Source organism: Marinobacter sp. DY40_1A1, from assembly GCF_016597815.1.
Classification (GTDB): Bacteria; Pseudomonadota; Gammaproteobacteria; order Pseudomonadales; family Oleiphilaceae; genus Marinobacter; species Marinobacter xiaoshiensis.
On sequence record NZ_VCHA01000002.1, the window covers coordinates 368,530 to 393,723 of the forward strand.

A 25,194-nucleotide genomic window follows, 5' to 3' on the forward strand; every position below is an offset into this window, starting at 1 on the left:
AAATCTCCATCAGTCACTAAAATTGTGTACAGCACCGGTTTACTGATGGCTAAAGACTAGAGCTTCTGTATGACAGCTTTGTTACACCTGCTGAAATATTGTGCCGAAGCAATAAATAAGCTTGCAGCCGTGCTGCAGGTCGTTACCATGCTAAGAAAATAATTCCAGAACCTAATAAAAGGCAGGCTTCATGACGGCGTACGATGACGACAAACCCAGTCCCCGCGGCGACTTGACCCTTCAGATTGTTCCCCTACCACAAGATACCAACGCCAATGGCGACGTATTTGCTGGCTGGCTAGTCAAGCAGATGGATATTGCTGCAGCAACTATGGCTGGCCGCATATCTCTGGGCCGCAATGCCACTGTGGCAATGGATGGAATGGAGTTTCTCTCACCTCTGCGAGTGGGTTCGCAGGTGGGCTGCTACTGCGAACTGGTAGACATCGGCCGCAGCTCCATGAAAATCCATGTGGAAGTGTGGACCCTTGATCGTGCAGCCAAACACCCGCGCAAGGTCACTGAAGGTCGGTTTGTATACGTTGCCATTGATGAACAAGGTCGGATCCGGGAAGTGCCCGAACAGCCAGCCTGAGTGCCAGCTCAATCCGGGCAGGCCCGGATGAGTTCACCAAACAGCAACCGGTACTGCTCTGCCAGTACCGATGCTTTCCAGGGGTCCGGCCGACACCGGCTGGGCGGTTTCTCCAGAATCCGTTGCAAACAGCTGATCGCAGCTTCAGCTTCCGCACCAGCGTCCTGCTCATGGCTTTCATAGCGACAGCTGTCGGGCACATATTCTCGATACGCCAGCCGGTCGGGCGCCAGAGGAACGCATCCGGACGCCATAGCTTCCAGCATCGACAGCCCCTGAAAATCATGAAGCGCGGTAGATAAAACAATATCTGCCTTGCGTAGCAGCCTGTCGTATTCAGCCCGACTTTCCAGAAAGCCCCAGTTCTCGAGGCGATGACTGAACCGGGTCGCTATCTGATCAAACGATTTCGGGTGATTACGAAAGCCTTCTCCGACCAGGCTTAACCGATATGGCTGCTGCCGATTTTCAAGTCGCGCCAGAAAGCCCAGCAGCCTGTCTGGCGCTTTATCGTATTCCCAGCGGTGGTTCCAGAGGAGATGTGGACACGCTCTGTTCAAGGGTTCCGGATTGTCCACAAACAGATAATCTTCGATAGGCACCGGAAGCACTCTGGACTTTAGCCGAAGACGTTCAATCAGCCCTTCCGGCACGGCATCCGGCATCTTGCCCAAAAACTCTGATGCTCCTTTCAGAAAGCTGTCTCGATTCCAGGCACTGTTAAATACCACGCTATCCGCAGCCACCGCACCATACAAATTGACCATCTGGGGCTCCACCCGCCCCTGCTGCTGGTTACTGACAGGGAAAGCAAACTGGTTCTCGTGCATGTATAGCAAGCAAGGTGTGTTCGCCAGTTGTGGATGCAAGCCCCGCAAGGTTGCGAGATCCACCATGGACGTGGCAATAACCAGATCCCAGGGTTCCTGAAGACACGGCTCGTTCAGCCAGCTCAACGGGTTGCCGCGGATACGCCACTGAAAATACCGGGGAGCCAATATCAGTGTATGCCAGTGATATTCCGGCAACAGTGCAATGAGCTGTTCACGCCAGCGCTTGTGGCTGGCAGCGTCGTACGCCGACAGCAGCAGAATGCGTGGTTTGATACTCACCAGGGCAGCTCTTCACCATTGCTATGCCAGAAAGAGCCGGTATTCTCCAGGTTCAGCCTGGCAATCTGCTCCACCAGCCCGCGGGCAGACTCTTCCGGAGTGATCAGGCCGCCAAAGTTCACCATTCGGGTCTTCACAAAACCAGGGTGCAGCTGCGCGACAGCAATCCCCTTGGGTTTCAAATCCATCGCCAGAGATTTACCAAAGGCGTTTAACGCCGCCTTGGACGCTCGATAGCCGTAACGGCCACCAGAATCGTTATCGGCAATTGAACCCATGCGGCTGGTGATATTGGCGATCTTGCTGCCCTGCCCCATTAAAGGAATCAAGGCCTCAGCTACACGCAGGGGCGCGTAGGCGTTGATCTCCATTTGTGTACGGATAGAGTCAAAATCGATACTGCCCAACACCTCATCCTGTAACAGGCCAGCATTGTTGATCAGCAGGCTGATATGTTTGCCTGCTAACCCGGTTTTCAGTTTTGCGATCCCCTCAGCGGTGGTGACATCAACGCCTTCAATGACCTGCCTCGCCACTTTTGCCAACTCATCAGACGATTGCCGGCAAACACCCACTACTTCATAACCTTCAGAAGCATAATGGCGGGCAAGCTCCAGACCAATTCCACGATTGGCGCCGGTGATTACTACCAAGCTCGAAATGGACATATGAAAAAACTCCCTTCAGAACAGGTTCGATAGACTAGCAGGGCAACTTTCTTTCCGGGTCAGTCTAGCCTATTGGCAAGATTGCCCGAGTCTGTAATGCTTATACATTATCGCCCGACACAGTCCTTTCAAGAAATCAGAGATCCTCAGCCCATGAGCTTCAGGCAGCTATTTATACTCACGACAGCCCTTTCCCTGATTTCGAGCCCAGTAGCTGCCGATTTTGGCATCACGCCTTTCGCAGGCTACCGCATGGGCAGCTCTATCGATATTGAATCCGCCAGCGCCAGCACCAAGGATCAAATCAAATTCAAGGACTCTGTTAGCCAAGGGATTGTTCTAAACTTTGACTTGCCAGAAGCAGGCAAGCAGGGCGAACTGTATTTTGGCCGGCAGGATACCTCGGCCAAGCTCGATAGCGGTTTGTTTACCACGGGAGCACAGGCAACTGACGTTACGATTTATCAGCTGCAGTTCGGTGGGCTCTACTTTCCGGGCCGAAAAACCCACGGTGGCTTTGCCTCTGGGGTGTTGGGCGTAACGCGGCTTGAGCCAAAGGGTTCAGGTTTCGATACGGAGCATCGCCTTGCGCTCTCCCTCGGAGGTGGTTATCAATTCTTACTTAACGACAGCTTGCGCCTGCGACTGGACCTTCGTGGAATCTACACAGCCCTGGATTCCGGCGGTTCTGTGCTCTGCTCCGGCGGCTGCGAACTTACCTACCGCAGCAGCGGCTACCTTCAGATTGAAGCAGGCGCAGGGCTGGTTCTGCGTTTTTGATTTCACCTGCTGTCATGCTTCAGCCACATGCCTTTCCGGCAGCATCAACGACAGCAACGCTGCTGTTAATACCAGACCCGACGATATCCACAAGCATGCCTCCAGCCCGTAAACCTGATACACCCAGCCAGACAATATCGTACCCAGCAGCCTGCCTGCGGCATTGGACATGTAATAAAAACCCACATCCAGGGATACACCATCACCTCTGGCATAGCTGACAATCAGATAGCTGTGCAGGGAGGAGTTGATGGCAAACAAGATTCCGAACAGCAACAAACCACCGATAACCACGATCTGTGGTGACCAGCCGGCCATCAGACCAAGGGCAATAGCCGCAGGAACCAATGCCAGTGCTGCGGCCCAGAATGCGGCAGGTTGCTTGCCTTCGCTTGTGCCGGTAATCCGGGGCGCTATGGTCTGGATAAAGCCATAGCCGATGACCCAGGTGGCCATAAAGCCGCCGACCTTCCAGAAATCCCAACCAAAGACCGTATGCAGATAAACGGGCAGAGCCACAACAAACCACACATCCCGGGCACCAAACAGAAACATACGGGCTGCAGACAGCACGTTAATGGCAGGGCTTTTTGAAAGAATCTCCCGGAATTTGGGTTTTGCGGTGCTCTTGCCCAATTCCTGTTTAAGCAAAAATAGACTGGCCAGCCAAACCAACCCGAGAGCCGCAGCCATGGTAAGCACCGCGCCGGTGAAACCCACCGACATCAGCAGCACGCCACCCAGAAAAAAGCCCACGCCTTTCAGCGTGTTCTTCGATCCCGTCAGTATGGCGACCCATTTATACAAAGTGCCCTGCTGCTCATCTGGCACCAGCAATTTGATGCCGCTTTTGGCAGACATTTTGTTCAGGTCTTTGGCAATACCAGACAAAGCTTGCGCCGCCATCACCCAGGGCACTGAGAGCATGGCCGCCGGGACAGCCAGCATGGCCAAGGCTGCGATTTGCAGGAACAGCCCGATGTTCATGGTGCGATTCAAACCCATGCGAGCGCCCAGATAACCACCCACCAGATTGGTCACCACCCCGAAGAACTCGTAGAACACGAATAGCAGGGCGATTTCCAGCGGCGAGTAACCAAGCTGGTGGAAATGCAGCACCACCAGCATGCGCAACGCCCCATCCGTCAGGGTGAAGGCCCAATAATTACCCGTGATCACCAGGTACTGACGAATGGCGGTATTCATATCAAGCCAGGCCCACCTTGCGCGCCAGTTCAACGGTGCGGTTGGCGTAACCCCACTCGTTGTCATACCAAGCGTAGATCTTCACCTGAGTTCCGTTGACCACCAGCGTGGACAAGGCATCGACAATGGATGAGCGCGGGTCTGTTTTGTAATCGATGGATACCAGCGGGCGTTCTTCGTAGCCCAGAATGTCCTTCAATTCACCCTCTGAGGCTTCTTTGAGCAGCCGGTTTACCGCATCGCGATCTGTGGGCGTTTCCACCTCAAACACACAATCCGTCAGAGACGCGTTGGTGAGGGGAACACGCACTGCGTGGCCATCCAAACGTCCTTTAAGGTCCGGGAATATTTCGATAATCGCCGTGGCAGAACCGGTACTTGTGGGAATCAGCGAACTGCCGCAAGCCCGTGCCCGCCGCAGGTCTTTGTGGGGCGCATCAATGATTGTCTGGGTATTGGTCAGGCTGTGGATGGTGGTAATGGAGCCGTGTTTGATACCCAGTTTCTCGTGAATCACTTTCACCACTGGCGCCAAACAGTTAGTGGTGCACGACGCCGCGGTTACAATTCGATCCCTGGCCGGATCAAAAATGTCTTCATTCACGCCCACAACAATATTCTTCGCGCCCGCTTCTTTCACCGGCGCGGTGACCACCACCCGTTTTACGCCTTGATCGAGGTAGCCCTGCAGCACCGACACTGTCTTGTGCGCACCGCTGGCTTCGATCACCAGATCGCATCCAGACCAGTCGGTATCGGCAATGGCTTTATTACGAGTGACACGGATGCGCTGGCCATCAATCACCATGTCATCGCCATCAGCAGCTGCCTCACGGCTCCAGCGGCCATGGATACTGTCGAAGTTCAGCAGATGAGCCAAAGTATGAGCGTCTGCGCCCGGGTCATTAATCGCCACAAATTCCAGTTCAGGCCACTCCCAGGCGGCCCTTAACGCCAAGCGACCAATACGGCCAAACCCGTTAATGCCTACTTTGATTTTGCTCATGGTGTTCTCCTTGCGAATTTCGCAGGTGATGTATCCAATGAATGTTCAGGGGCACTGCGGTGCCGGGCGCTCGGCCATTGCCTGCAGCTTCGCCATAGGCGTTTCGATCAAGGCTTTATTATTTTGCGCCGTTTCATCCAGAATCCGAGCTACCCAGTCCGGCAACTGTGGGTTCACTGAATAGTAAACCCATTGCCCACGACGCTCTGTTTCTACCAGTCCGGCCTCTCGTAATGTGGCAAGGTGACGACTGACCTTCGGCTGGGACACAGCAAAGGCTTCTGTCAGTTCGCACACACACAATTCCTTCTGCCCCCGAATAAGCAGCAAAGCTGCCAGCCGTAACTCATCGCTCAAGGCCTTGAAAACGGTGACCGGGCTGCAGTCTTCGAGCTTCAGCCCGGCTTCCTGCTGATAAAGAAAGTCTCTATTCATGAAATCTACCAATTCTGAAATTTTTTCATATTCGGTTTTCCATATATGTTTTTTTTGCGATACTAATTACCGAAGATGACAAAGTAAAGACACCCGGATAGCGAGATTACAAATTACACCATGAAGCCGACCGCACCTCCCAACATCGATTCTGAGCTGTTCCAGGCACCGACTGCAGAGCAAGTATTTGGAGCGGCGCCTTCAAACCATGCACCTCGCATCTTGCTGCTCTATGGCTCTCTGCGAGACCGTTCATTCAGCCGGCTCGTGGTAGAAGAGTCCGCCCGCTTACTGGAAGCCATGGGTGCCGAAACCCGCATATTTAACCCGCGCGGCCTGCCGTTGGCCGATGCTGAAGACGCGTCCCACCCTAAAGTTCAGGAGCTGCGTGATCTTGCTGAATGGGCTGAAGGCATGGTGTGGTGCTCACCGGAGCGCCACGGTGCCATGACCGGCATTATGAAAACCCAGATCGACTGGATTCCCCTTTCTCTCGGTGCCGTGCGCCCAACCCAAGGCAAAACCCTGGCGGTGATGCAGGTGTGCGGTGGCTCTCAATCCTTTAACGTGGTCAATCAGTTGCGGGTGCTGGGCCGGTGGATGCGGATGGTGACGATTCCTAACCAGTCATCCGTGGCCAAAGCTTACATGGAATTCGATGAAAACGACCGCATGAAGCCTTCTTCGTACTACGACCGCATCGTGGATGTGATGGAAGAACTGGTGAAGTTCACCTTGTTGGTACGTGACCGCAGCGACTACCTGACCGACCGCTACTCCGAGCGAAAAGAAAGCGCTGAAGACTTATCAAAACGTGTTAATCAACGGTCGATCTGAGGGCAACCATGAGCCAACATACTGAAACCGCGAGCACCCCTTCAGAAGGCATGGATTTGTTCGGTCGCTACCTGTCGGTCTGGGTTGCTCTGGCAATTATTGCCGGCGTAGCCTTGGGCCAGTTAGCGCCTGGAATACCCGAAACCCTGTCCCGCTTCGAATACGCCCAGGTGTCCATCCCTATCGCTATCCTGATCTGGGCGATGATCTTTCCGATGATGGCGCAAATCGATTTTGGTGCGATTGTTGGTGTAAGAAAAGAGCCGAAAGGGCTGGCCATTACCACCATCGTGAACTGGCTTATCAAACCTTTCACTATGTTCGCCATTGCCTGGTTCTTCCTGATGGTGGTGTTCGAGCCCTGGATTGCGCCTGCCTTGGCCAGTGAATACCTCGCGGGCGCAATTTTGCTGGGCGCAGCACCCTGTACGGCCATGGTGTTCGTGTGGAGCTACCTCACCAAAGGCGATGCTGCTTATACCCTGGTGCAGGTATCCCTGAACGACATCATTATGCTGTTTGCCTTCGCGCCCATTGTGGTTTTACTCCTGGGCATTTCCGACATCCAGGTGCCCTGGGATACAGTGATTCTGTCGGTTGTGTTGTATATCGTGATCCCGCTGGCCGCCGGCTATCTCACCCGTCGCACATTAATCGCACGCCGAGGCGAGCAGTGGTACGACGAAGTGTTCATGAAGCGGCTGGGGCCTATTACGCCAGCAGCGCTGATTGTCACTCTGGTGTTGCTGTTCGCCTTTCAAGGCGAAGTCATCCTGGAAAACCCACTGCACATTGCGCTGATTGCCGTGCCGCTAATCATCCAGACGGTGCTGATTTTTTTCATCGCCTACGGCTGGGCCAGACTGTGGAACGTTCGCCACTGCATCGCCGCACCCGGCGCCATGATCGGTGCCAGTAATTTCTTTGAACTGGCAGTAGCCGCAGCCATTGCCCTGTTTGGCCTGCAATCCGGGGCAGCATTAGCCACAGTGGTTGGCGTGCTGGTGGAAGTGCCTTTGATGCTGGTACTGGTGCGGATCGCCAACAATACCCGAGATAAATTCCCGGCCTGACCGCTGCGCGTAGCCCCGGTGACAGGCCGGGGCGACCTTACAAAGCACAGTGCCGGGGCTCGCGACCTGTTCAGCCAACCACCACCCTGCTAATATCCCGCCCATCTTTCTTACCATTGAACCGCAAACCTCTGACCCGAACGGAACCAACAGAATGGATTTTCTCCAGGCTTTTTTCCTTGGCCTTATGCAGGGACTGACCGAATTCCTGCCCATTTCCAGCTCAGCCCACCTGATTCTTGTACCCGCATTTTTTGACTGGGTGGATCAGGGCGTCGCGTTCGACCTTGCGGTTCACGTGGGTACCCTATTGGCGGTAGTGATCTACTTCCGCACCGACGTATTCAGCATCGCCCGCGACGGCCTCATATCCATGAGCCAACGCCGCGTAGTCGGCCAGGGCGCACTGGCGCTGTATATGGTGATTGGCACAATCCCGGCTGGCCTTGCAGGATTGGCGTTACTGGACATCATCGATAACGAACTGCGTGCAGTAGAAATCATCTTTGCCACGACACTGTTCTTCGGCTTGCTACTGGGTGTTGCAGACTGGATGCCCAAACGCCAACGCTCGATAGACTCTCTGAACTGGAAAGACGCTTTACTGGTAGGTATCGCACAGGCCATCGCCCTTGTACCGGGCACTTCTCGTTCTGGAATTACCATAACTGCTGGTTTGTTCCTGGGCATGAGCCGGGAAACCGCCTCCCGCTTCTCGTTCCTGCTGGCCATTCCCATTACCGCTCTGGCATCTGCAGTTAAGCTTCTGGAAGTAGCGACTTCGGATATTGCCGTGGACTGGAGTGCATTTCTGGTAGGGGGCGTTACATCCTTCGTTATTGCCATTACCGCTATCCACTTCTTCCTGAAATGGCTGAACAAGGTGGGCATGTGGCCTTATGTTATCTACAGAGTCATTCTGGCTGGGGTTATTTACGCGGTGTTGATGTAGGCACTGTGAGGTCTTGCTGAGGCCAGCACCGTGTCCGAAGCAGATAGCGGGCTGCGCCTCCCAAAAATGTGCGGAGCCATGGATGGCGGAGCCCAAGCGCCACATGGATGTGCCGAAGGAGCGTTTTTTGGGAGGCGCAGCCCGCTATCTGCAAACACCAAAGCCTAGCAGGCCTCCAACGGCGCATAAGCCAGCACCAACCACTTGGCACCTTCATCAAAATTCACCTGCACCCTTGTGTGGTGCCCGGTGCCTTCAGCATTCATCACAACACCTTCGCCGAACTTGGGGTGCCGAACACGCTGCCCCAGGCTGAAACCGGTCTGCTGGGCAGAGTCCTGGCTGAACAGGCCTTCGTTAGGGCGATCCATCATGGCCGGGCGGGTTACCGTATTACGTAGGCGCACCTCCTGCAGGCAATCGCCGGGAATCTCCCGAACGAATCGGGAAAGCGCGTTGAACTTCTCCTGACCGTACAAACGGCGGGATTCGGCGTAGGTAATCACCAACTTTTTCATGGCCCGGGTGATGCCTACATAGGCCAGCCGCCGCTCTTCCTCCATGCGCCCCGGCTCTTCCAGAGACATGCTGTGAGGGAACAAACCCTCTTCAACACCGGCAAGGAATACCAACGGGAATTCCAAGCCTTTTGCAGAGTGCAAAGTCATGAGCTGCACACTGTCTTCGTGATCTTCCGCCTGAGATTCGCCAGCATCCAGAGCTGCCTGAGCAATAAACTCCGAGAGCGGGTCCACACCCTCTTCCACATCAAAATCTGCAAGGGCGTTAACCAGCTCTTCCAGGTTCTCCACCCGCGCCTGAGCCTTCTCGCCTTTTTCACTGGCGTGGTAGTCCTTCAGGCCGCTGGCTTCGATGGTCTGCTTCATAAGCCCATGAAGCGACGCGCCTTCAGCCATCGCAGACAGCTCTTCTATAATATCGAGGAACGTCTGCAGCCCGGTTTTGGCACGACCTTTCACCTGCCCGGCCGCCAGCAATCGCTCGGCCGACTCCCATAGAGATATGCTCAGGTTGCTTGCATATTCACGCAGTTCCGCCAAGCTTTTTGCGCCTATGCCACGAGTGGGCAAGTTCACCACTCGCTCGAAGGCTGCATCGTCCCGCCGGTAGTGCACCAAACGCAAGTAAGCCAAGGCGTTGCGGATTTCCTGGCGATCATAAAAGCGCAGGCCGCCATATACCCGGTAAGGTATGCCCTGGCGCATCAGGGATTCTTCCAGCACCCGGGATTGGGCGTTGGAGCGGTACAGGATGGCGGATTCGCTTCGCAGGTTGCCTTCGTTCACCCAACTGGAGATGCTGTCGGCTATGTAATTGGCTTCATCCTGCTCATTAAATGCGGCATAAAGGCTGATGGGTTCGCCTTCCACGCCATCTGTCCAAAGCTCTTTGCCGAGCCTGCCCTGGTTGTTGGCAATTACGGCGTTAGCGGCTTTCAGAATCAGTTGAGTGGATCGGTAGTTCTGTTCCAGCCGCACCAACCGGGAGTTCGGAAAATCCCTCTGGTATTGCTGGATATTCTCTATTTTGGCGCCACGCCAGCCGTAAATAGACTGGTCGTCATCACCCACCACCGTCAGTGGTACACGATTACCCGCAAGAACCTGCAGCCAGGCGTACTGAATCGTGTTGGTGTCCTGAAACTCGTCCACCAGAATATGCTGAAAGCGCTGCTGATAGTGAGCCAGTATTTCCGGCCGGTGCAGCCAGAGTTCATGGGAGCGAAGCAGCAACTCGCCAAAATCTACCAGACCGCTTTGCTGGCACAGTTTTTCGTAGCGGCTGTATACCTTCACCATGGTGGAGGTGAAGTGGTCGCCCGGATTTTCCTGTATGTGGTCGGCCCGCAAACCTTCGTCTTTCTGGCTGCTGATGAACCATTGAGCCTGCTTGGGCGGGAACTGGCTTTCATCAATCTGCGCTTCCCGCATCACCCGCTTGACCATGCGCAGCTGATCGTCGCTGTCCAGCACCTGAAAGTTCTCCGGCAGCCCGGCATCCTTCGAATGCGCCCTTAGCAAACGGTGGGCGATACCGTGGAAGGTGCCAAACCAAAGGCCGCGAGACGGAATATTCATCATCTCTTCGATGCGGTAACGCATCTCTTTGGCAGCTTTGTTGGTAAAGGTGACCGCCAGAATCCCCGTAGGCGGAACCCGATCCACCTGCATCAACCACGCAATCCTGTGCACCAGCACCCGGGTCTTGCCACTGCCGGCACCCGCCAGCACCAGCAAGTGGTCATTCTGTGCCGTAACTGCCTCACGCTGGGCATCATTCAGGGAATCAATAATGTGGGAGACATCCATGGGGAAATCACTGTAGTCCGGAGAATGGGGAATTCTGGCCGAAGATTATAACAAGTCGTGACCGAGCCTGCCCCGATCCCGATCGATGGCTTAACATTTTAGACTCGCCTTACTATAAAGTTACTGCAAAATCAGCCGACAACAGTACATAACAGTACGAAACACAATCACCATTTCGCCTACTAATAGCAATCTATATGCTGATTCCGCCACATTGGGTTGTTCCGTCAGGAAAAGACTATGCTGTCATCACTTAAAATCTCACAAAAGCTTGGCTTACTGGTCAGCATTGCCATCCTCGCATTTGTCATCAGTCAGGGCTTCGCGTTTATAACAGAACGCTCCAACTCTGAACGCCTGAGCGAGGTAAAAGATCGCCTTTATCCGACGCTGGAACTGACCACTATTAATGAAGGCCAGCTAAAGCTGATGGAGCAACAAATCAGTGGTGCGGTTACCACGGGGGACGACCAGCAGCTGGAAGCAACCCAGGCCTACCGAGACACCATTGCGACCAACCTGGAAAAAATTGCGGAATTGAGCCCCGCCCAAGCCAGCAATATTCAAAAGCTGAGCCGGGACCTCGACAACTACTACGACAACGCGTCCCGCCTTGCCACCTCCATTATCGACGGCACAGCGGACTTCACACGCATTGGCGACGACGCAGCCCGTAACGCAGCCCGTCTGGAGCAACTGCAGGCTGGCCTGAACGCCATGCTTGAAAACAATCGTGCACGGTTCCAGGGCGCCATTTCGGAAACCGCTGAAGCCTCAACAAATGCCCAAACTCTGGCGCTGATTATTCTTGTCACTACCGTTGTGGTGCTGATCGCAATAAGCCTGGTGATCGGTCGTTCCATCTCCACCAGCCTTACCCAGATTATCGACTCCCTGAAGAACATGGCCTCTGGCGAAGGCGACCTGACTCGTCGCCTGAACTATGAAGGCCGGGATGAACTCCGGGAACTGGTTAATCAATTCAACCTGTTCGTTGCCAAGCTGCATAAATCATTTGCCACTATCAGCGATGACGTGAATGGACTGAACACAGCAACAGGCCACCTGACCGATGCCAGCCGGGCCAACCTTGAGCGCATCAGCAGCCAGGCACAGGCAATTTCTTCTACCCGTAACTCTGTGGATGAACTGGTAAAAAGTGTTGAAGAAGTAGCAGGTTTTGCTTCCAGCGCCTCGGACCAGACCCAGGACGCAGCGCGCTTCGCCCAATCGGGCCAGGAAAAAGTACAGAAAAATGTGGCCACCATCCGCGAGTTGGTCAGCGACATTGAGAATACCGCTGGTCTGGTGAATCAGTTCGACGAGTTCTCTGCCCGGGTCGGGGGTTTGCTGGACACCATTCAAACCGTTGCAGAACAAACCAACCTGCTGGCTCTGAACGCCGCGATTGAGGCAGCGCGTGCCGGCGAACATGGCCGCGGCTTTGCAGTGGTTGCTGACGAGGTGCGTGGGCTTGCAGTACGTACCCACAAAGCAACGGAAGAAATTCAGGGTGTAATTTCAGAGCTCTCCAAGCTGTCGTCTTCAGCGGTTACCTCCATGAAAGCCAGTGTAAATAAAGCCCATGAGGGCGTGGAAGCGACCACTGAATCCGGTGAGATTTTGTCCCGCATTCTGCAAAACGTGCAGCAGATCAGTGAGCTGAATGAACAGATTGCTGCTGCCACCTACGAACAAAGCACGACATTTAACGAAGTAACCACTTACATGACGGACATGCACCGGAATGCCGAGGCAGTCATGGAAAGCACCGACGAACTGGATAGCGTTAGCCGCGATATTCAGGGCGTCAGCAATGGTCTGCGAACCGTTGCCAGCCAGTTCCGCGTGTAAATTAACCATGAAAAACGTATGGATCGAAAACCTATGAAAAGATTGCTACAACTTGCTCCTCTGGCGTTGGCCATTGCAGCAAGCTCTGCTTCTGCCCAAAGCACAGAAGACACCCTGGCCCGCATGCAGCAGCAGCTGGATTCCATGCAGCAGCAGGTGAATACCGCCAAGAATGACCGTGTTCGTTTCAACGGTTTCTTCAGCACCGGTGTGGCAAAATCCAGCAACGATGCGGGATTTGACGGTATAACCGAAAAGACCAGCGTGGCAGATCTGAGCCTGTTCGCTCTGCAAGGAACGTTTGACGTTTCTGACAAGAGCCAGGCAGTTTTCCAGCTGGTAGGGCGCGGCGCAGAGGACTGGGACCCCGTAGTTGAGTGGGCCTACCTGAGCTACCGCCCCATAAACAACCTGCAGCTCCGTGCAGGTAAAATGCGCCTGCCGCTGTTCATGTATTCCGACTCCCTGGAAGTGGGCTACTCCCAGCCTTGGGCTCGGCCACCACAAAGCGTTTACGGCCCAATTTCTATAAAAAGCTATGTAGGGGCAGATGCAACCTACACAATGAATCTGGACAACTCAGCCGTTACAGGCCAGCTCTTCACCGGATTCACCGATGAAGAGGGAACCACTGGGCCTTCAGAATTGAGGAACGTTTTCGGCACCACTCTCTCGTGGACTGACTATGTCTGGACTGCAAGAGCGATTGTCGGAACAGCTCAGGTCAACATTGATATTGACCTTAACCAGGATGGCGTACATGAGTATGCCCTTTCAGATGGTGAACGAGCCTTGTTCCTGGGCTTAGGCCTGGGCTATGACGATGGCATCTGGCAGGTTATCTCGGAAGTAACGCGGGCAAAAATCGACGGAGAATTTGCAGATACAGACTCTGCATACGTTTCCGTGGGTCGTCGGTTTGGCAGCGTAACCCCCTACGCGGTAATTGGCTGGATCGAAAGTACGGATAACGACGACCGCACCTTTCTCGGACCAGCTTTGAACACCCGGAGAGACGAATACAGTATTGGTGCACGCTGGGACATCACACCAGGTGTTGCAATCAAAGGGGACGTTACTCACGTAACCGGCTTTGAGAATGCTGCAGGAGGACTGGATGCTGCTTACGTTCTGCCAGCTGGCAAAAACAGCACCAACGTCTACACCCTGAAACTCGACTCGGCGTTTTAACGGAGGCCCCTATGAAAAAGCTAAGCCTGATGTTTGCGGCCAGCTTGCTGGTTAGCCCCCTTGCTCTGGCCGATGTTGTAGTGATCGGCCACAGTGCTGGCCCAGACAGCATCACCGAAAATCAAGTGCGCGATCTGTACCTTAATCGCAGTAATGAACTGCCCGACGGACAGAAAGCCACAACATTTGAAATGGCCAGTGGCGACGCGGTGCGCGCTCAGTTCCACGACAAGATCACCGGGCGCAACGATGCCCAGCTCAAGGCCTTCTGGTCCAAGCAGGTGTTTACCGGCCGTGGCCAACCGCCCGCCGAAGTAAACAATGCCGCAGCAATGAAAGCGCGGGTTTCATCGACGCCAGGCAGCATCGGCTACATTGATGAAGCCGATGTAGACAGTTCTGTTAAGGTTATATTTACACCTTAAACAGTTGCCGAAAACACAGAAGGCGAGCCATTGGCTCGCCTTCTGTGTTTAAAAGGACTGCCCAGAGATCAGAAGCCCCTCGGTATCGTTTGCGCTTCAACAAACTCGAACAACCCCTCAAGCCCGCCTTCGCGGCCGATTCCAGATGCCTTCATGCCGCCGAATGGCGCCTCAGGCGTAGGCCCTGAACCTGTATTCCAACCCACGTGCCCAAACCGCAAACCTGCAGCTACCCGCTGGGCACGCTCCGCATCTGCCGTGAACACGTAGGAAGCCAGGCCGAATTCAGTATCGTTACCCGCCTCGATAACCTCTTCCTCGGTGCGGAAACTGGCCATAGGCACCAGGGGGCCGAAGGTTTCTTCCCGTGAACAGCACATATCCGGAGTGACGCCGGAAATAACCGTTGGTGGGAAAAACAGGTGGCCCTCACCCAGATCACCAGGCTGCTTGCCCGCAACCAGGGCAGCACCTTTGTTCAAGGCGTCTTCCAAGTGGCGTTTTACCTTGTCGAAGCCGGCTTTATTAATCAGTGGACCAAGATCAACATCACCTGCGATGCCATCCCCAACAGTCATTTTGTTCACCCGCTCCGCAAGCTTCGCACCAAAGGCGTCCATCACCTTCTCATGCACGAAAATCCGGTTTGCGCACACGCAGGTTTGCCCGCTGCCACGGAATTTGTTGGCAATCAGGTTGTCTGCGGCGGCGTCCAGATTCGCATCATCAAATACGATAAACGGCGCGTTGCCACCCAGCTCCAAAGCCAGTTTTTTAATCTGGTCAGCGGTGTCCACAACCAGCTTACGGCCAACCTCTGTCGACCCGGTAAAGCTCAACATGGGCACATCCGGGCTTTCGCACAGAACCTTGCCAATCACGCTGGCCTTTCCCATCACCAGGTTCACCATGCCATCAGGCAGGTCCACATGTTTGTCCATCAACTCGAACAGCGCAATCATGGTCAATGGCGTTTCGCTTGCCGGCTTGATCACTGAGGGACAACCAGCAGCCAGGGCCGCCGACAGCTTCTTGGCAATCATACCAATGGGAAAATTCCAGGGCGTGATGAGAGCCGTTACCCCAACCGGGCGATAATGAACGGTCCAGGTACAGTCTCGTGGTTTTCCGGGGAGCTCGTGAGCGTCCAGCGCCTGAATATTCTTCGAGCAGTAATCGAAAAAGCCCGCGGCATAATCCACCTCACCCTGGGCTTCGTTCAAAGGCTTGCCGTGCTCCAGACACAGGACCCTGCCTACTTCTTCCTTGTTTGCCCTGAGCGCATCACGAATGTCTTCCAGCCATTTCCTGCGGGTTTCGATGGAGTAGGGGTGGGTCAGCTGCAGCGCAGACTTGCCTGCCTCGATCGCCGCCTTCACCTCACTTTCAGGCATGGAGGCAACCTGCGCAATCACCTTGCCCGTTGCCGGGTTGTAAACATCAAAGGTGTTGCCCTGTTCATTGTCAGTCCAGCGACCGCCGATGTAGCCAGTCATCTTTCCCAGCAGTGGTGACTCGATCATTTCGGCTCCTGTTCAGTCAGTAACGACACCCACAAAGGTGCACGGTTGTATGAATTGAATCCGTCCTTCATCTTGGATGCTGAATCACTACCTGTAAAGTCGATGGCCCGGCTTTTGACCAATCCCAATCTGTGCCTATACTCCCAAGTGCTCATACTCACAGTGTCTGCATTCACAGCAACTGGGTAATACCGCAGCAGCACCGGAAACCAGGAGGTCGGATAATGAAAGCATTTTTCCATCCAGCTCAAGACAAGCATTCCCCCCAATCCTACTTCACCCGGGGTCAGATGCGTCAGCCTCAAGAGGTGCCAGATCGCACCCACCAAATGCTGGAGGGTTTGAAAGCGGCAGGAATACCGGTATTGCAGCCTTCTGACCAGGGAGCCAGGCCGATTGCCAAGGTGCACGATCTGGGGTATCTGCGCTTTCTCGAGTCAGCTCACCGTCGTTGGAAGGAAATGGACGATTGGGGCGAGGAAGTCATGTCCAACATCTTCGTTCGCTCCCCGAACCACCTGACAGGCATCCTGGCAGAAGCGGCCCGGTACCAGGCCGATGGCAGTAGCCCTATCGGGGAGCACACTTGGGAAGCAGCCTACTGGTCGGCTCAGACCGCTCTGGCTGCCGCCGACGCACTCATGGCAGGAGATCGCACCTCCTACGCGGTGTGCCGCCCACCAGGGCATCATGCCCGTAAGGATTCCGCAGGTGGCTTCTGCTATCTCAACAATGCCGCCATTGCCGCCGAGCACATGAAATCCCGGTTCCCTCGTCTGGTTATTCTGGATCCCGACATGCACCACGGCCAGGGCATTCAGGAAATCTTCTATGAGCGCAGCGATGTGCTCTACATATCCATTCACGGCGACCCGACCAACTTCTACCCGGTGGTGTCTGGCTTTGAGAATGAGCGTGGCGAAGGTGAGGGGTACGGTTACAACATCAACCTGCCCATGCCCCATGGTTCATCAGAGGACGACTTTTTCACGAAGGTGGAGGAGGCTATGGCGGCCATCAAGCTGTTCCAGCCGGATGCACTGATTCTGACCCTCGGCTTTGATATCTATAAAGACGACCCTCAAGCCAAAGTGTCAGTAACCTCGGAGGGATTTTGCAGACTTGGCACTCACATGCGCCAGCTCGGCCTCCCTACACTGGTCGTGCAGGAAGGCGGCTATGATCTGGATAGCCTGAGCGAGAACGTACAGCAGTTCTTCAAAGGGATGGGCAGCTAAAACCTATGACGCGGGCGCGTAAACTTTAATGTTTTCGTGCCCTTCTGCTTTCAGGTGCACCGCATGCATCCGGCTCATGGCGCCGCGATCACAATACAGTAGATACTGGCGGTTGGCAGGAAGTTCCGGGACCTTTCGGTTCAGTTCGTAAAACGGGATTTTCAGAATCTCATTGCCAGTGAGCATCAAAGGCGACTGCTCCCCTTCCGACGGGTGGCGCACGTCAATAACCACGTCGCTTACCGCTGGTGTTTTTACCAACTCCACATCTTCGGGTGTGGTGGTTGTATCCAGCAAATCACTGACCAGCGTCTCTTCACGGGCTTCAATAGCCTGCACCAGAACCTGCGGATCCATCTCGGCCTCATCGGCTTCCACCCGGTACAAACGGGCCCGGGTGGTCGGCTTCTGGGAGATAACACCACAATACTCAGGCATGTTGCGCGCGTATGTCTCGGTGCCAATTTCCCGTGCAAGCTTGATGATGGCTTCCTTATCCATCGCGATCAAAGGGCGCAAAACCACTTCGTCGCTGGCCCGGTCAACAACGTTCAGGTTGGTCAATGTCTGGCTCGACACCTGGGCCACCGCATCACCCGTCACCAGGCCAGCGGCGTTATTGCTGCGCGCAAGCTCACTCGCGGCCTTCAACATTTGCCGTTTGAGCACCACGCCCCAATGCCGGTGACTAACCGACTTCATGATCTCTTCCACCACACCATCAAAAGGCACGGAGATAAACTTGGCGCCGTGGGATGCTCCGTAACGGCTCCACACGTAGTGAACCACTTGGCGTACACCCACTTCGTGAGCGACACCACCAAGATTGAAAAACAAAAAGTGGCTACGCATGCCCCGGCGCAGCATCAGATAGGCCGCTACCGACGAATCGTAACCGCCCGAGATCAGCGTCAATACATTCTCGACACTGCCCAGCGGGTAGCCCCCCAAGCCGCGATGTTTGCGATTGGCAATGTGGAACTGGTCGTCCCGCACCTCGATACGCACCTCTACTTCAGGTGAGCGCAAATCAACGCTGGCACCCGATGCGGACAGGTAGAGTTCGCTGCCCACAAAACGCTGGAGGTCCACTGAGCGGAAGTCATGCTTTCCGTGCCGCCGGGACCGAACAGCAAAGGTTTTCCCGTCGAGGCGGCCAGCGAACGCTGCCACGGCTTTTTCGGCAATATCCTCAAGGCTGACAAGCGGGAAGGCGGCGATTTCCTGAATAGTGGAAATACCGGGGATACGCATCAGTTCATCCACCACCGCGCCCGCCAGACCGCGGCCTTCGGGCACATCAACATCTACTCGGTCCCAGCTGCCTTCTACGACAATATCCTCGTCAAGCCGGGTCAGAATTCTACGGATGTTCTGGCGCAGCTGACGCATCTGGCGACGACGAACAGGCTTGCTCTTGATAGCAACCTCAGAGGCAGGACGAATAAGCAGTTTCATAAATGGGCGTTTTGTCGAATGGTGTATGATCAGGAGAGCGCATAGTGTAACGCTTCGGCGTTATGCCTCAAAATCGGGTATTACCGCAACACTCAGGAGCTTTTCCGTTCATGACTGCACCCACCATCAATGCCCTCGTATCCCCTGAGGGCAGCTTGGAAATACTGTCCAATCACGAGGTCAATCTACTTAAAGATAAAAGCGAGGGCGGCTTGTATCAGCTGTTCAGGCAATGCGCTCTGGCTGTGCTGAATACCGGTGCTGTGACCGATGACTGCCAGGACCTGATGCAGACCTACGCGGATTTCGATATACGCCTGATACCCCAGCCCCGAGGGTTAAAGCTTGAGCTGATTAACGCGCCGGCCCATGCATTTGTGGATGATGAAATGCTCCTGGCGATTCGGGAGCACCTGTTCTCGGTTCTGCGGGATATCGTGTACACCCACTCCACGCCCAAGTTTGCAGGAATTCTGAAAGGCAACGGGCCTGAAGACCTGACCAACATGGTTTTCCATATACTGCGCAATGCCCGGGCTCTGAAGACAGGTCGGCAGCCCGATCTGGTCGTATGCTGGGGCGGGCACTCCATCAGCCATGAGGAATACCAGTACAGCAAGGAAGTTGGCCACCAGCTTGGCTTGCGAGAGCTGAGTATATGCACCGGATGCGGCCCCGGGGCCATGAAAGGCCCGATGAAAGGCGCAACAATAGGCCACGCAAAGCAGCGGGTTAAAAACGGTCGCTACATAGGCATTACTGAGCCCGGCATCATTGGTGCAGAAGCGCCTAATCCCATCGTTAATGAACTGATTATCATGCCGGATATTGAAAAACGTCTGGAAGCCTTTGTGCGCTGCGGGCACGGCGTTATTGTCTTCCCCGGGGGCGTCGGCACCGCTGAGGAAATTCTTTACCTGCTGGGCATCCTTCTGCATCCGGACAATGCTGACCTGCCCTTCCCGGTGGTTTTCACTGGCAGAAAAGAAAATGCTGAGTACTTCGAGATGATCGACAAATTCATCCGCACAGCGCTTGGGGATGAAGCCGCCAAAAAGTACGAAATTATTATCGATGACCCCGTGTTGGTGGCCCAGACCATGAAAAAGGGACTCAAAGACGTCGAAACCTTCCGCCGTGCGATGCAGGATGCGTATTATTTTAACTGGATGCTGAAAATCGACCCTGTATTCCAGATGCCCTTCGAGCCGGATCACGAAAACATGCTGGCCCTGGAGCTACACCGTGATCAGCCGGTCCATCTGATCGCTGCGAATCTGAGGAAGGCATTCAGTGGCATAGTGGCTGGTAACGTAAAGGATGGGGGTATCCGAAAGGTGCAGGAGAAGGGACCTTTTGAGATCACTGGGGATCCGTCCCTGATCAAGCCTCTTGAAGCTATGCTCGAACAGTTTGTTGCCAATAACCGCATGAAGCTACCGGGATCTTCGGCTTATCGCCCAAGCTACCGAATCATTAGTACAGCAGCCTGAGCTGCTGTACTAATGCAATAACGCTTACTTGCCGCCAGCTGGCAGACTTGCGTAGTAAGCTGCCAGGTTAGCAATATCCTCATCGCTGAGAGAAGCTGCCTGACCCTGCATGATTGCCGCCATGCCGCCGTTACGTTCTTTGCTTCTGTACGCCTTCAGTGCAGAAACCAGATACTGCTCATGCTGGCCCGCGAGGTTGGCGTACATCGGAATCTGTGCAATACCGTTCTGGCCGTGGCAGGCAGCACACACTGCAGACTTCGCCTTGCCTGCCTCTACATTACCAGCCGCAGAAGCTACAGCAGGAACGGCGGCGCTCAGTGCGAAAAGACCTGCAACAGCATAGTGTTTAAGTTTCATTATGATTAACCTCTCATCATCGTTTTAAGTGTCGCGTATAGGTATTCTAAACCTAATAGAGAACTGGCGAGAAGTTATAGCACAGACGTAACATGTCGCAAATGCCATAGATCAATGCGATTCCTTCAAGACTCGCCATCTTTGACTTTTATCCAGTTACAGACGCTATGCAAACAAAAAACCGCACCAGAAAGCGTTTTATCACCCGGAGACTCCACTAATGTCTGTAGAGGTTCAAGAACTTCCTTGTCGTGAGGGCCTCATCGGCTCACTGACCCTGAACTCCCCTACAACGCTAAATGCTTTATCCAGTGTGATGATCGCCCAATTAAGGGATTGCCTTGCGCGCTGGGCTGACGACGAACGCATCTGTGTTGTTTTGATACGCGGCTCAGACAAAACCGGATTCTGCTCGGGCAGCGACCTGCGCGGGCTTTATCAATCAGTAACGGGCTCAACAAACAAAGAAGGCGCCTTCAGCATCCTGAGGCTCGAATACGAACTAATCTATGCTCTGCGCAGATTCCCCAAGCCCGTCGTTGCTATCGGGCATGGCCCCATCATGGGCAGTGGACTTGGTCTGTTTTCCGCCTGCCGGTACCGATTACTTACACCAGAGGCTTCGCTCGCCACGCCGGCCGTATCCATTGGACTGTTTCCGGGTGTGGGTGCCAGCTGGTTCCTCAATCGCCTGCCCGGCCGCCTCGGGTTATTTATGGGCCTGACCGGTGCTCACCTGAATGTGAGCGACGCCCTGCGCGTTGGGCTGGCAGACATGGCATTACCAGACTCCAACCATCAAGGACTGCTCTCAAGCTTGCAGGCGGAGCGCTGGAGCGGTAACAGAGCAGCCGATGACAACCGTTTGTTTCGCTTGTTGAGCCAGGCTGAAACTCCGGACTATCCGGCGCTCCCCGCCAGCCACCTGGAGCTGCACGAACGTGATATTGCGAGGCTGTGCGCCGGTTCCAGCCTGCCCGAGATCGTTGATCAACTGCTGGCTGCCCCTATCAATTCTGAGTGGTGGCAAGCCAACGTCAGGACTCTCGAAGGCGGATGCCCGGTATCGGCCTGGCTGGTCTGGAACCAGCTTCAAAAAGCCCAGCAGATGTCATTGAAAGATGTATTCCGCATGGAGCTGGCCATGGCCTGGGAATGTGTACGCAGGCCCGATCTGGCAGAAGGTATTCGAGCAAAACTGATTGACCGGGACCAAAGCCCCCAATGGTCATTCGCCGACATTCGCGATGTACCCGATGCGGTAATTGATACTCACTTCCCGCCGGTATGGGACGATCAGACCGATCCCATGCAGCTTGAATAATATGGGTTAAATCTGAAGGCTTTATAAATTAGCGCCGGCCTGTACCAGCAGCATTTCCAGATCCTGATGGTTATTTGCGCGAGCCACGTCGAGCGCTGTTTCACCATTCTCTGCCCGGAAGTTTACATCTGCTCCTGCAGCAAGCAGCATTTCTGCAGTGAGCAGGTCTCCAGTGGCAACCACTTTCATCAGCAGTGACTCCCCATCCTGGCTGACATTCACATTCGCCCCAGCGGTCAGAAGTATTTTCACGACCGAGAGCTGCCCCGTCTCCGCAGCGCGCATAACCGGTGTATAGCCCTTCAGGTCCGTCGCGTTTACCTTGGCACCAGCAGACAGCAGCAAACGTGTCAGCCGGCGATCACCTTGCTCTGCAGCAACCATTAACGGCGTAACCTGATCGCTTTCAGCAAGATCGGAATTTGCACCCTGGCTTAACAAGTACCACACGACACGATCCGCCTTTGCTTGCACTGCCGCCATTAGCGGTGTGCCGTTTCCTGTCAGCGTATTCAGCGGCGCACCGGATTCCTTCAGCTTTTTGACTGCATCAAAGTCTGCTTTCGCTGCTGCTCGATAGAGATCTGATCCCAACGCGATTTCTGCCTGTTGACCCAGATTGGCAGGAGCCTCTCTTGAAGCACATCCGGTCACAGCAACGAGGCCTGACGCCAGTAAAAAAACAGATAGCAGGAGCGATTGGTGGGAGAAGCCGATTCCCTTGGCCATAACGAGCAGTCTCTATCAGGTAAGTGTGGCCTATTCTGAGCAGGTGGCCCTGATAATTAAATCGAGCGGGTCACAACTCTGGCCCCTTCTGCAGAAGTTCACGGGTAACCTGGCGTAAACGATCCTCGCCATCCCGCTGTCCTGAGCATAACCCTTCGCGCTGAAGCTCCCCCCAACTCTCGTTTTGAAGCACTGCCCGACACCACAAAGTCGCCTCATCATGCCGTCGAAGCCAACTTGAAACGCCGGAAACCATGCTTAGCTCCCGCAAAACCGGAAGCATCAGCTGAAAGCCCCTGTACCCTGCCGAGAAATTCTGCAGGTCCCGGATGTCTGCAGCATCCGGCCTGCGCCCTGATGGCAGGCCAGCGGTTATCTCAAGCAGCAATTCCGGCTCCAGATCTTTCCAGTTCAGTGGCACCAGCGTCAGCCAGTGTCGCGCCAGCCGGTCTCGCACCTGCGGAACCAAAGTGGCTGCTCCTGCGCTGTGAGCCAGAACCATCTGTACCGAATACTCCCCGCTGGTAGCCTCCTGCTGCAGCCCAGCGCGCGCAAATTCCAGTCCGCAGGATGCCCAAAAGGCGTAAAGGTCGGAATTGCCGCCGAAACTGGTGCCCGTAAAATCCAGGCCTTCGAGCTCTGCACTCTTGGCCGCTTCATCAACCAGCCAACTCCCAAGACCAAAGCGCCGGGCAGGAGCCGATACCGCAATGCGGATAATTCGCAAACCTCGCTGGCTGGCCGCTTCCGGGAACCCACTATGACTGGCCAGAGACTGGGGCAGAAGATGCCCTCGCACCCGGCGCCTGCCGCTGGCAACCAACGCTGCCAAATCGTTACTCAGCCCGCCCTCCACAGCGCCCCATAGCACGCCCAGAGTCTGTCCATTCACAGTGGCTCGCCAGCTTCTGGCGGCAGGATCATCCAGCCACTGCCGGAGATCTGCAGGCGTTGTGCGGTAATGGGCGTCCACCAGCAAGCCAAATGCCTCCGCCAGCTCTGCCTCGGAAGCCCGGGCTGGCTGCCAGGGCTCAATCATGACTTGGTTCGCCGCTGTATCTGCCAGCTCAACTGGCTGGTGCTCGGCACCCAACAGGAAAAGATCAGATATGAGGGTTTCCAGCGGGTCTCCGTCTGCCCAGCGCACTGGTTCAGACAGCGTTTGCGACTGCCACTGGGGCGTTTTCTCATCGAGTATCTGGCGAAAGCGGATAGCAAACCCACGCCCGGCACCCTCATAGCCATGCACAGTGGATGCAAAAGCTACCCGCGGCCAACCCAAAAGAGCACGCCTTAACAAAGGCACAGGGATAGCGGCAGCCTCATCCACCATCACCACCTCAGCCTCCGGCTTTTCCCGCAACAAATCCCGGATCGGCAAAAAGCGCAGTCGAGCGCCTGTCACGGTTTCAATCAGATCCTTGCCCGCCTCCAGTACGTCTGCGCCCAGGGTTTCCCGGGCATGCTTGAACAGGCTGTTTACATTATCTCTAGAAGGGGCGGTTACCAGAATGTTCCGGCGACCCTGTTGCAGCAGTTGTGCCGCAGCCATTCCCAAAGCCGCAGATTTTCCTCGGCCCCGATCGGCTGTAACCACCATTGGCCGACGCCTGCGCCCAAGCCCGAAAGCCACCAGCTTACGGATCAGCTCTTGCTGATCCGGTGTTGTGGTTACAGTAAACTCAGACGTCACTCTGGGCAGCTCCGGCAGAACCAACACCTGAGGCGAACCGAGCTGCACCCGGATCACCGACGAATCTTTCGCCAGAATGCCCGCCATTCGCTTCGCAAAAGGATGCGACTCATCGTGATCCAGACCCGTTCGGGAATAATCCGGATCAGCAAAATGCCCCCACTCCTCCAGCGAAGGCATCAACCAGAACAACAAACCACCCGCCTTCAGCGTGCCCGAAAGCGCTGCAAACCCATCCGGCGGATTGCCCCGCCAGCCATCCCATACAATGACCGACGTTTCCCGACCCAGCCACTGGCGCGTCTTAGCGGACTCAATACTGGTCAGGCGACTGTCCGGGGCATCACCAGCCCCTCCAACCCAAAGCCCGCCTTCCAACTCCAAAGCTGGCAGCAGTGCCTGCAACCACTGCGTGGCAGGATCACGAGCCCCTTCCACCAACACCAGCCGCCGCTGCCCTGCAGCCGCAAGTTCGGCTTGAAGAGAACGCCATGCGTCCAGGTCTGGCGAAAAGGTTTCTGTTTCAGGACTCATTAACTGAGGTCTATTCCATGAGACTTCAGATCACCAAGATCACAGTGCGCCAACGCCGCCTGATGCGTTGCACGCAACCGCACCCGAGGGGCCTTGCCCGCCTCAAAAGCTTCATGCCAGCGAGCTGCACACAGGCACCAGCCGTCTCCGGCTTTCAGGCCGGGGAACCCGAACGCAGGCACTGGCGTGCTCAGGTCGTTCCCACGAGACTTGGAGAACTCCAAAAACTCGGCGGTCATCACAACACATACAGTATGCGATCCGTGATCATCCGGCCCTGTATTGCAGCAGCCATCCCGGTAAAAGCCGGTTTCCGGATCGGTGCTACAGGTTTCCAGCTTTTCCCCAAGTACGTTTATCGATTTTTCAGTTTCCATG

23 protein-coding genes are annotated in these 25,194 nt (G+C 55.1%); 11 read left to right on the plus strand and 12 right to left on the minus strand.

Annotation, left to right across the window (positions count from 1 at the left end; translation table 11 throughout):
* The first annotated feature begins 190 nt into the window (after nucleotides 1-190).
* On the plus strand, nucleotides 191-595 hold the full coding sequence (locus FFI61_RS07600; protein ID WP_200202305.1) for an acyl-CoA thioesterase: 405 nt from the start codon (nucleotides 191-193) through the stop codon (nucleotides 593-595).
* A gap of 8 nt (nucleotides 596-603) precedes the next feature.
* On the opposite strand, the gene FFI61_RS07605 is transcribed toward FFI61_RS07600, so the two are convergent.
* Together FFI61_RS07605 and FFI61_RS07610 are read right to left on the minus strand one after the other, a co-directional pair.
* Nucleotides 604-1,707 (minus strand): DUF3524 domain-containing protein, encoded by a 1,104-nt coding sequence (locus FFI61_RS07605; protein WP_320159563.1) that lies wholly within the window; start codon nucleotides 1,705-1,707, stop codon nucleotides 604-606.
* A complete protein-coding gene (locus tag FFI61_RS07610; protein WP_200202306.1) occupies nucleotides 1,704-2,375 on the minus strand; it encodes an SDR family oxidoreductase in 672 nt (223 codons plus the stop codon). Before FFI61_RS07610 ends, FFI61_RS07605 begins: the two co-directional genes overlap by 4 nt.
* Before the next feature lie 153 nt (nucleotides 2,376-2,528).
* Between FFI61_RS07610 and FFI61_RS07615 the strand changes: the two genes are divergently transcribed.
* Nucleotides 2,529-3,155 carry a hypothetical protein gene (locus tag FFI61_RS07615; RefSeq protein ID WP_200202307.1) on the plus strand — a complete coding sequence of 209 codons (627 nt, stop codon included), beginning with the start codon at nucleotides 2,529-2,531 and terminating at the stop codon, nucleotides 3,153-3,155.
* A 12-nt stretch (nucleotides 3,156-3,167) separates the two neighbouring features.
* Here the strand turns inward: FFI61_RS07615 and arsJ are convergent, their stop codons facing one another.
* The 3 genes from arsJ to FFI61_RS07630 are packed head-to-tail and all read right to left on the minus strand — an operon-like array spanning nucleotide 3,168 to nucleotide 5,802.
* Nucleotides 3,168-4,361, minus strand: a complete 1,194-nt coding sequence (gene arsJ / locus FFI61_RS07620) for an organoarsenical effux MFS transporter ArsJ (protein ID WP_200369811.1) — start codon at nucleotides 4,359-4,361, stop codon at nucleotides 3,168-3,170.
* Between the two features lies 1 nt (nucleotide 4,362).
* Nucleotides 4,363-5,367 (minus strand): ArsJ-associated glyceraldehyde-3-phosphate dehydrogenase, encoded by a 1,005-nt coding sequence (locus FFI61_RS07625; protein ID WP_200369812.1) that lies wholly within the window; start codon nucleotides 5,365-5,367, stop codon nucleotides 4,363-4,365.
* Between the two features lie 45 nt (nucleotides 5,368-5,412).
* On the minus strand, nucleotides 5,413-5,802 hold the full coding sequence (locus FFI61_RS07630; protein ID WP_200369813.1) for an ArsR/SmtB family transcription factor: 390 nt from the start codon (nucleotides 5,800-5,802) through the stop codon (nucleotides 5,413-5,415).
* Nucleotides 5,803-5,922: 120 nt separating this feature from the next.
* Here FFI61_RS07630 and arsH point away from each other — a divergent pair, with 120 nt between their 5' ends.
* The 3 genes from arsH to FFI61_RS07645 all read left to right on the plus strand — a co-directional run bounded on the left by arsH (nucleotide 5,923) and on the right by FFI61_RS07645 (nucleotide 8,664).
* Nucleotides 5,923-6,639, plus strand: a complete 717-nt coding sequence (arsH, locus tag FFI61_RS07635; protein ID WP_200369814.1) for an arsenical resistance protein ArsH — start codon at nucleotides 5,923-5,925, stop codon at nucleotides 6,637-6,639.
* Nucleotides 6,640-6,647: 8 nt separating this feature from the next.
* Nucleotides 6,648-7,712, plus strand: coding sequence for an ACR3 family arsenite efflux transporter (gene arsB / locus FFI61_RS07640; RefSeq protein ID WP_200369815.1), 1,065 nt, complete (start codon nucleotides 6,648-6,650; stop codon nucleotides 7,710-7,712).
* Nucleotides 7,713-7,866: 154 nt separating this feature from the next.
* Nucleotides 7,867-8,664: an undecaprenyl-diphosphate phosphatase gene (locus FFI61_RS07645; protein WP_200202312.1), complete on the plus strand. Its 798-nt coding sequence runs from the start codon at nucleotides 7,867-7,869 to the stop codon at nucleotides 8,662-8,664.
* Between the two features lie 164 nt (nucleotides 8,665-8,828).
* Here FFI61_RS07645 and uvrD read toward each other — a convergent pair whose 3' ends face one another.
* Nucleotides 8,829-10,994, minus strand: a complete 2,166-nt coding sequence (gene uvrD / locus FFI61_RS07650) for a DNA helicase II (protein WP_200369816.1) — start codon at nucleotides 10,992-10,994, stop codon at nucleotides 8,829-8,831.
* 240 nt (nucleotides 10,995-11,234) lie between these two features.
* Between uvrD and FFI61_RS07655 the strand changes: the two genes are divergently transcribed.
* The 3 genes from FFI61_RS07655 to FFI61_RS07665 are packed head-to-tail and all read left to right on the plus strand — an operon-like array spanning nucleotide 11,235 to nucleotide 14,464.
* Nucleotides 11,235-12,848: a methyl-accepting chemotaxis protein gene (locus FFI61_RS07655; protein ID WP_200369817.1), complete on the plus strand. Its 1,614-nt coding sequence runs from the start codon at nucleotides 11,235-11,237 to the stop codon at nucleotides 12,846-12,848.
* A gap of 33 nt (nucleotides 12,849-12,881) precedes the next feature.
* Nucleotides 12,882-14,039: a hypothetical protein gene (locus FFI61_RS07660; protein ID WP_200369818.1), complete on the plus strand. Its 1,158-nt coding sequence runs from the start codon at nucleotides 12,882-12,884 to the stop codon at nucleotides 14,037-14,039.
* 11 nt (nucleotides 14,040-14,050) lie between these two features.
* On the plus strand, nucleotides 14,051-14,464 hold the full coding sequence (locus FFI61_RS07665; RefSeq protein ID WP_200202316.1) for a phosphate ABC transporter substrate-binding protein: 414 nt from the start codon (nucleotides 14,051-14,053) through the stop codon (nucleotides 14,462-14,464).
* Nucleotides 14,465-14,532: 68 nt separating this feature from the next.
* Here the strand turns inward: FFI61_RS07665 and FFI61_RS07670 are convergent, their stop codons facing one another.
* Nucleotides 14,533-15,987, minus strand: coding sequence for an NAD-dependent succinate-semialdehyde dehydrogenase (locus tag FFI61_RS07670; RefSeq protein WP_200369819.1), 1,455 nt, complete (start codon nucleotides 15,985-15,987; stop codon nucleotides 14,533-14,535).
* 224 nt (nucleotides 15,988-16,211) lie between these two features.
* Between FFI61_RS07670 and FFI61_RS07675 the strand changes: the two genes are divergently transcribed.
* Nucleotides 16,212-17,225, plus strand: a complete 1,014-nt coding sequence (locus FFI61_RS07675) for a histone deacetylase family protein (RefSeq protein WP_200369820.1) — start codon at nucleotides 16,212-16,214, stop codon at nucleotides 17,223-17,225.
* A gap of 3 nt (nucleotides 17,226-17,228) precedes the next feature.
* Here FFI61_RS07675 and thiI read toward each other — a convergent pair whose 3' ends face one another.
* Nucleotides 17,229-18,683: a tRNA uracil 4-sulfurtransferase ThiI gene (thiI, locus tag FFI61_RS07680; RefSeq protein ID WP_200369821.1), complete on the minus strand. Its 1,455-nt coding sequence runs from the start codon at nucleotides 18,681-18,683 to the stop codon at nucleotides 17,229-17,231.
* Between the two features lie 110 nt (nucleotides 18,684-18,793).
* Here thiI and ppnN point away from each other — a divergent pair, with 110 nt between their 5' ends.
* Entirely contained in the window at nucleotides 18,794-20,176 is a 1,383-nt protein-coding gene (gene ppnN / locus FFI61_RS07685) for a nucleotide 5'-monophosphate nucleosidase PpnN (protein ID WP_227714723.1), read from the plus strand.
* 24 nt (nucleotides 20,177-20,200) lie between these two features.
* On the opposite strand, the gene FFI61_RS07690 is transcribed toward ppnN, so the two are convergent.
* A complete protein-coding gene (locus FFI61_RS07690) occupies nucleotides 20,201-20,536 on the minus strand; it encodes a c-type cytochrome (protein ID WP_200202320.1) in 336 nt (111 codons plus the stop codon).
* Between the two features lie 220 nt (nucleotides 20,537-20,756).
* Between FFI61_RS07690 and FFI61_RS07695 the strand changes: the two genes are divergently transcribed.
* Complete coding sequence (locus tag FFI61_RS07695) at nucleotides 20,757-21,860, plus strand: enoyl-CoA hydratase/isomerase family protein (protein ID WP_200202321.1); 1,104 nt, start codon at nucleotides 20,757-20,759, stop codon at nucleotides 21,858-21,860.
* A gap of 21 nt (nucleotides 21,861-21,881) precedes the next feature.
* On the opposite strand, the gene FFI61_RS07700 is transcribed toward FFI61_RS07695, so the two are convergent.
* From FFI61_RS07700 to FFI61_RS07710, 3 genes are all read right to left on the minus strand, one after another.
* Nucleotides 21,882-22,589, minus strand: coding sequence for an ankyrin repeat domain-containing protein (locus FFI61_RS07700; RefSeq protein WP_200369822.1), 708 nt, complete (start codon nucleotides 22,587-22,589; stop codon nucleotides 21,882-21,884).
* Nucleotides 22,590-22,659: 70 nt separating this feature from the next.
* A complete protein-coding gene (locus FFI61_RS07705) occupies nucleotides 22,660-24,816 on the minus strand; it encodes a tRNA(Met) cytidine acetyltransferase TmcA (RefSeq protein ID WP_200369823.1) in 2,157 nt (718 codons plus the stop codon).
* The gene (locus tag FFI61_RS07710) at nucleotides 24,816-25,193 is read right to left on the minus strand and encodes a DUF2237 family protein (protein WP_200369824.1); all 378 of its coding nucleotides are present in this window, start codon (nucleotides 25,191-25,193) and stop codon (nucleotides 24,816-24,818) included. Before FFI61_RS07710 ends, FFI61_RS07705 begins: the two co-directional genes overlap by 1 nt.
* Between the last annotated feature and the right edge of the window lies 1 nt (nucleotide 25,194).